This window comes from Nocardia carnea (assembly GCF_029868855.1).
Classification (GTDB): Bacteria; Actinomycetota; Actinomycetes; order Mycobacteriales; family Mycobacteriaceae; genus Nocardia; species Nocardia carnea_A.
The window spans coordinates 1-6,135 of the sequence record NZ_JARWOV010000051.1; the positions used below are offsets into that span (position 1 = coordinate 1).

Consider the following 6,135-nt stretch of genomic DNA (forward strand, 5'->3'; position numbering starts at 1 on the left):
TGGGTGTGGGGGATATGAGTGGGGATGTGTTCGGTAACGGGATGTTGTTGTCGGAACATATTCGGTTGGTGGCGGCGTTCGATCATCGGCATATTTTCTTGGATCCGGATCCGGATGCTGCGTCGTCGTTTGCCGAGCGGCGGCGGTTGTTCGGGTTGGCGCGGTCGAGTTGGGCGGATTACGATCGGTCGCTGATCAGCGCGGGCGGCGGGATATACGACCGCACGGTGAAATCGGTGCCGATATCCCCGCAGGCCCGTACGGCACTCGGATTGCCGGACAACACCGTTTCGCTCTCACCCCCGGAATTGATCCGTGCCATTCTGCTGGCGCCGGTGGATCTGCTGTGGAACGGCGGTATCGGCACCTACATCAAGGCGAGTACCGAAACCAATGCCGACGCGGGCGATAAATCCAACGACGCGGTACGGGTCGACGCGAATCAGTTGCGGGTGAAGGTCGTCGGCGAGGGCGGCAACCTCGGTGTCACGGCGCTGGGGCGGATCGAATTCTGCCGTAACGGCGGGAAGATGAACACGGATGCGCTGGACAATTCCGCCGGTGTCGACTGCTCCGATCACGAGGTGAACATCAAGGTCCTGCTCGACGGCGTGGTCTCGGCGGGCGAACTGGATATCACCGACCGCAATCCGCTGCTCGCCGAGATGACCGACGAAGTCGCACAGATGGTATTGCAGGACAACATTTCCCAGAACTATCTGATGGGAATCTCGCGGGCCGAATCGGCGCGGATGCTGAATGTGCATCGGCGGTTGATCGAAGAACTGGAGCACAGCCGCGGCCTGGACCGGCAGCTCGAGGCCTTGCCGGCCGATACCGTGCTGAAACGCCGGCTCGAGGAAGGGACCGGGCTCACCTCGCCCGAACTCGCCAATCTGCTGGCCCATGTGAAGCTGGCGTTGAAAGCCGATCTGCTGGCCGGCGATCTGCCCGACAGCGCGTTCTTCAGTTCCCGGCTCCCCGACTATTTCCCGACCCCGCTGCGCGAACGGTTCGGCGCGGCGATCAAGAAGCATCGCCTGCGCCGGGAAATCGTGACCACCATGATCGCCAACGAGGTGGTGGACCACGGTGGCCTCACCTACACCTTCCGGCTCGGCGAGGAGATCGGTGCCACCGCCACCGATACGGTGCGGGCCTTCGCGGCCGTCACCGATATCTTCGGGCTGCACGAGATCTGGGCCAGGATCCGCGCCGCCGATACCTCCGTCGGTGTACGCGACCAGCTCGAACTGGAAACCAAACGAACCCTGGACCGGGCATCGCGGTGGCTGCTCACCAACCGCCCCCAGCCCATCGCCGTCGGCGCGGAGATCAACCGGTACCGGGTGGGTATCCGCGAACTGGCGCCCAAGGTGCCCAGCTGGCTGCGCGGGCACCATGTCACGACACTGACCGATCACGCCGCCGATCTGGTCGCGAACGGAGCGCCGCTGGATCTGGCGACCGAGGTCTTCGGGTTGCTGCACCTGTTCCCCTTGCTCGATATCGTCGATATCGCCGATATCACCGACCGCTCCGGCGACGAGGTGGGCTCGCTGTACTACGCGCTCAACGAGCACCTCAAGATCGACTGGCTGCTCGAGGCGGTGAGTCATCTGGAACGTGGCGATCGCTGGCATGCGCTGGCCCGGCTCAGCCTGCGCGACGATATGTACAGTTCCCTGCGCTCGCTCACCCTCGACGTGCTCTCCGGCGGCGACCCGGAGGAGAGCGCGGACGAGAAGATTGCATACTGGGAGTCCAAGAATCAGTCCCGGCTCGGTCGCGCCCGCGCGGCGTTGGCGGAACTGTTCGAGTCCGGAACCCACGATCTCGCCACGCTGTCGGTTGCGGCGCGGCAGGTGCGCAGCATGGTGAGTGGGGTGGGTGCCCAATCGGAGGTACCACGGTGACGAACGCTGTTTCTGGTAACGGTGCAGGTGCCGAGGTGGCCACGGCCGCCCCGGCGCCGCGCTTCCACACCGCCGTCCATGTGCGCTGGTCGGATATGGACGTTTTCCAGCACGTCAACCACGCCCGTATGGTGACGCTGCTCGAGGAAGCGCGGATCCCCTGGCTGTTCGAGGACGATCGTCCCACGGTGGCGCTGCGCAACGGCTGTGTCCTCGCGGATCTGCACGTGAAGTACCGCGGTCAGCTGCGGCACGAGGACACCCCGCTCGATATCGCCATGTGGATCGAGCAGTTGCGCGCCGTCGACTTCACCGTCGCGTACGAGGTGCGGGCGGCGGGCGCAGCTCCCGGCTCGCCCGCAGCCGTCACCGCCACCACCCAGCTGGCCGCGTTCGATATCGAAACGCAGCGGTTACGCCGGCTCTCGGGGGCCGAACGGGACTACCTGGCGCAATGGATGGACGCATGAGTGCCACGGAGACAACCCCGGCCGCGAACACGTGGGGCCCGCGCCGGTGTCCCGGGAAACGCGGCATGAGCACTGCCATTCCCACGGTGCCGATCCGATCGTGATATCCGACCAGCGGGTCCTGTCCGTACCGGATCCGGCAGAACGCGAGAACCTGGCCACGTTCCTCACCAGGGCGCAGCGGCTGGACCCGGCAGCTGTGGTGCGGTTGCGCCGGCGCGGAGAAGGACTGGTGACCGCCTGGGTCGCCACGGGTTTCGAAGCGCTGGCCACCCGCACGGTCGGGGCCGAACTCATGGTCGACGATGCGACGGTCGGCGCCGAAACGATACTGGCCGGCCTACGCGCCCCCGGCCCGATCGATCTCGGCTACTCCATGGATTCGGCCTGGCGTGGCGCCCTGCCGCCCGCGGCGGGCTTCGGGCATATCGACGATCTGCCCGCCCGGACCCTGGTGGAGCTGGCCGAACGAGGGGCGAGTCTCGCCAAGGAGCACGGATCGAACCACGGCCCGCCGGCCTCGCTGCTGGATCAGACGGTGATCACCGTCTCGGCCGGCGAGGACGAGGTACGGATACCGATGCGGGTGGTCTTCGCGTTGACATCCATGGATTTCATTCCGCACTCCGGAGACCGCGCGGAGGCGAACCGGATTCCGCCGGGGGAGTCGGTCCGCGTCCGCGCGAGCAGAACATGGTTCCGTCTCGACGCCCGCTACGGTTCCATCGCCCGGCGTAGGGCTGGGAGCCTTTCGCTGACGCCTCAGTAGGCGACTTCTCCACACTCGCGGGTGCACAGCCGGGCGCGCCGGAATCGAGGCGCCTGCACCGGCATCTGTTCGCAGAGCGGTCGCGCAGACTTCCGGGTCGAGACCCGATCCGGTTCTGCCCACGGCAGCACCGAGCGCAAGCGGAATCCGGGTATTCCGATCTGCTCGAACCGAACGTGCCCAGCTCGAGTCAGCGGAATGGCAGCCGGCTCGCGATCCAGCTGATCCGCCGGTATTTCCTGGGTTGAGCAGCCGCAGAGGGCCGAGGTAGCCGAAACGGCGTACCGGGACTATGCCGCGCCCTCGCCGAGGTACTGCAACCAGACGGGGTCGAGTTCGTTGACGGTGGACAGCAGGCGCCAGTGCGGGCCTTTCGGGGAAACCAGGGGTGATCGAAGAGTCCAGCCCAGTTCGCTGAGCAGTTTGTCGGCCTTGCGGTGGTTGCAGGGAGCGCAGCTCGCGACGCAGTTCTCCCAGCTGTGTTCGCCCCCGCGACTGCGCGGGATGACGTGATCGATGGTTTCGGCCTTACCGCCGCAGTAGCCGCAGCGGTAGCGGTCGCGCTGCATGAGGGCGGCGCGGGTCATCGGGACACGGGCGCGGTAAGGGACCCGGACGTAGGTGCGCAGGCGGATGACCGAGGGGATGGTGACGGTGGCCCCGGCGGAGTGCAGGACGGGGCCGGTGGGGTCGTGATGGACGGCATCGGCCTTATCGCAGACCAGCAGCACGATGGCGCGGCGGGCGGTGAGCGCGGTGAGTGGTTCGTAGGTGGCGTTGAGCAGCAGTACGCGGCGTTTGAGCCAGCTGATGTGCTGGGCGGCGTGGAGTGTGGCGGCGGATTCGCCGCGAGAACGAACGGAATCGGTATCGGCTGCGGTCTCGGAAGTGTGCCGGTTGACCGCGTGATCGGACAGCAGTTGCAGCGGAGGAGCCCCCGACCCACGAGCGTGGACGTCGGCGGGCTTCAGTTGTCGGTGGCGTATCGCCTCCGGTGATCGGGCGCCGGTCCGTTGCTTCATGTCGACCCCAAATTCTGCGTTACAAGATCATGTGGTATCTCGCCGGGAGACAAGACCCAGTTGACCATGGAAAGCCCCGGAGTGCACGGTTATTTTGCACAATGGCTGGTTAACTGTCGCTGAAGCGACGTCCGAGGTCAACCGAGTCGAAGACGCCGGCGGAGACCGGCCGGAGAGGAAAGGCCGGATACCCCCTCGACGGTACGGGTATATCGCCGAATCTGCGAACCCGCGGTGACGCGGGCACAATGGACGGCGCATCCAGCGAAACGAGAGGGTTCATGACTTCGGGTATTCCGGCTGCCGGCGATCCGGCCGGCGAACAGGCCACGATCTCCTTCTACGACGCCGTCGGCGGGGAGGAGACCTTCCGCCGGTTGGTGGCAGCGTTCTACCGCGAGGTCGCCGCCGACGAGATCCTGCGGCCGATGTACCCCGAACAGGACCTCGGCCCGGCCGAACGCAGGTTGCGGATGTTCCTCGAACAGTATTGGGGCGGCCCCCGCACCTACTCCGACGAACGTGGCCACCCGCGGCTGCGTATGCGGCATATGCCGTTCGAGATCGGGCCCGTCCAGCGTGACGCCTGGTTGCGCTGTATGCGGATCGCGGTCGCCGAAATCGAGCCGGAGCACCTCGACGACGCTCACCGCCGCCAGCTGCTGGACTATCTGGAGATGGCCGCGAATTCCCTGATGAACAGCGCTTGGTAATCCAGTCGAGCCGACCTGGAAACCACGCAGACCCGGATGCTGCGCCGCCATGACGACTCGGCCCAGTTCCCGGTCGACTGCCGAGGGTGTGGACGGTGCCTGCTCGCCGATCGACAGGCCGTCCCCCTCTCGGACGCCCGGCCGTCCGTGCCGGTAGCCGGGCAGGCGACCGGACTCCTACGCGCCGACGCACCGAAACCACCGCCGCGCAGCCCCGCGAACTCCCTCGACCCTCGCGGACTGGTATCCGCCCGGGACATGTGTCCCCATCGCCGGACGTCCCGCTGGTGATGGGGCCGATACACCACCGGTGCACCATCTACTACAGAGGATCGTCTACCTTTATCAGTGTGAGCATTCTCGAGACAGTGGCGATTTTCGCCGGTATCCCACTGGGGATCTACCTCATAATCGCTGGTTTGTCGTATCTCGGTAAGCCGCTGCCCGGTGAGAAGCCGGTCCACTTCGATATGAGCCAGAAGTGGACCTCCGCGCCGGTGCTGTGGAGTGCTACCGATGAGATCACCGGGCACGGTCATTCCTACGATGCCGGTGAATCGTCGCATGGTTCGCATGTGGCGTTCGACGCCCTCGAATCCCCCAAGGAAGCGCTGATCGGAGGCCGGGCAAGTGGCAAGTACTAAGTGGCCCGCGGTGGTCGAGTCCGAACTGCCGCGCGGGTACGCGATCACCAGCAGCGGCCGGGTTTCCGGGGTGCACGAGGCCGGTGACGTGTTCAAGGAGGCGCCGTTCGACAATGACGAGCGGCTGGCCATGGACAATGTGCTCACCGAGGCGACCCGTGCCACCAAGGTCCGGTTCAACGTCTACATCGGCGATCTGGGCCCCGATGCCGGTGCCGCGGTGGACGCACTGTTCCCCACCACTCCGGAGGCGGCCCGTTCGGTGCTCATCGCCGTCTCCCCGAACGACCACTCCGTAGAGGTTCGCTCCGGCCGGGATGTGGCCGATCGCGCCAACGACCGGGTATGCCAGCTCGGTGTCACCGCTGCGTTGAGTTCGCTGCGGCAGGGTGAGCTGATCGACGGTCTCGTTTCGGCGGTTCGCGTGATGGCGGCAGCCATCGGTCGCTGACCTTCCGGGAGCGCTCGCTACCGACGACAACGGCGGGGGGGGGGGGGGGGGGGGGGGGGGGCGGCGGGGGGGCGGGGGGGGGGGGAGAGTAGCACGGGCGCGCGCCGGCCGCGGCCGCCCACCGCCCGGCGCCCGAGCCCGCCCCCCCCC

General features: G+C 66.6%; 7 protein-coding genes. 6 read left to right on the plus strand and 1 reads right to left on the minus strand.

The annotated features are described in order from the left end of the window. From QH195_RS04590 to QH195_RS04600, 3 genes are all read left to right on the plus strand, one after another. Positions 1–1,916: NAD-glutamate dehydrogenase domain-containing protein (locus tag QH195_RS04590; RefSeq protein ID WP_280434423.1), on the plus strand; the 1,916-nt coding region annotated here is incomplete at its 5' end. A 35-nt stretch (positions 1,917–1,951) separates the two neighbouring features. Then, positions 1,952–2,386 (plus strand): acyl-CoA thioesterase, encoded by a 435-nt coding sequence (locus QH195_RS04595; protein ID WP_280425689.1) that lies wholly within the window; start codon positions 1,952–1,954, stop codon positions 2,384–2,386. Positions 2,387–2,486: 100 nt separating this feature from the next. Continuing rightward, complete coding sequence (locus tag QH195_RS04600) at positions 2,487–3,155, plus strand: hypothetical protein (RefSeq protein ID WP_280434424.1); 669 nt, start codon at positions 2,487–2,489, stop codon at positions 3,153–3,155. Between the two features lie 290 nt (positions 3,156–3,445). Here QH195_RS04600 and QH195_RS04605 read toward each other — a convergent pair whose 3' ends face one another. Further along, positions 3,446–4,177 (minus strand): HNH endonuclease, encoded by a 732-nt coding sequence (locus QH195_RS04605; RefSeq protein WP_280434425.1) that lies wholly within the window; start codon positions 4,175–4,177, stop codon positions 3,446–3,448. A gap of 281 nt (positions 4,178–4,458) precedes the next feature. Between QH195_RS04605 and QH195_RS04610 the strand changes: the two genes are divergently transcribed. From QH195_RS04610 to QH195_RS04620, 3 genes are all read left to right on the plus strand, one after another. Next, on the plus strand, positions 4,459–4,890 hold the full coding sequence (locus QH195_RS04610) for a globin (protein ID WP_280425686.1): 432 nt from the start codon (positions 4,459–4,461) through the stop codon (positions 4,888–4,890). Between the two features lie 350 nt (positions 4,891–5,240). After that, the gene (gene ctaJ / locus QH195_RS04615) at positions 5,241–5,534 is read left to right on the plus strand and encodes an aa3-type cytochrome oxidase subunit CtaJ (RefSeq protein ID WP_280425687.1); all 294 of its coding nucleotides are present in this window, start codon (positions 5,241–5,243) and stop codon (positions 5,532–5,534) included. Then, positions 5,521–5,985, plus strand: a complete 465-nt coding sequence (locus tag QH195_RS04620; RefSeq protein ID WP_280425688.1) for a DUF5130 domain-containing protein — start codon at positions 5,521–5,523, stop codon at positions 5,983–5,985. The genes ctaJ and QH195_RS04620 overlap by 14 nt, the downstream gene beginning before the upstream one ends. Positions 5,986–6,135 lie beyond the last annotated feature (150 nt).

Coding starts and splice junctions, on each gene's coding strand:
- QH195_RS04605 (WP_280434425.1), bottom strand. CDS start 4,177: ATGAAGCAACGGACCGGCGCCCGATCACCGGAGGCGATACGCCACCGA.
- QH195_RS04610 (WP_280425686.1), top strand. CDS start 4,459: ATGACTTCGGGTATTCCGGCTGCCGGCGATCCGGCCGGCGAACAGGCC.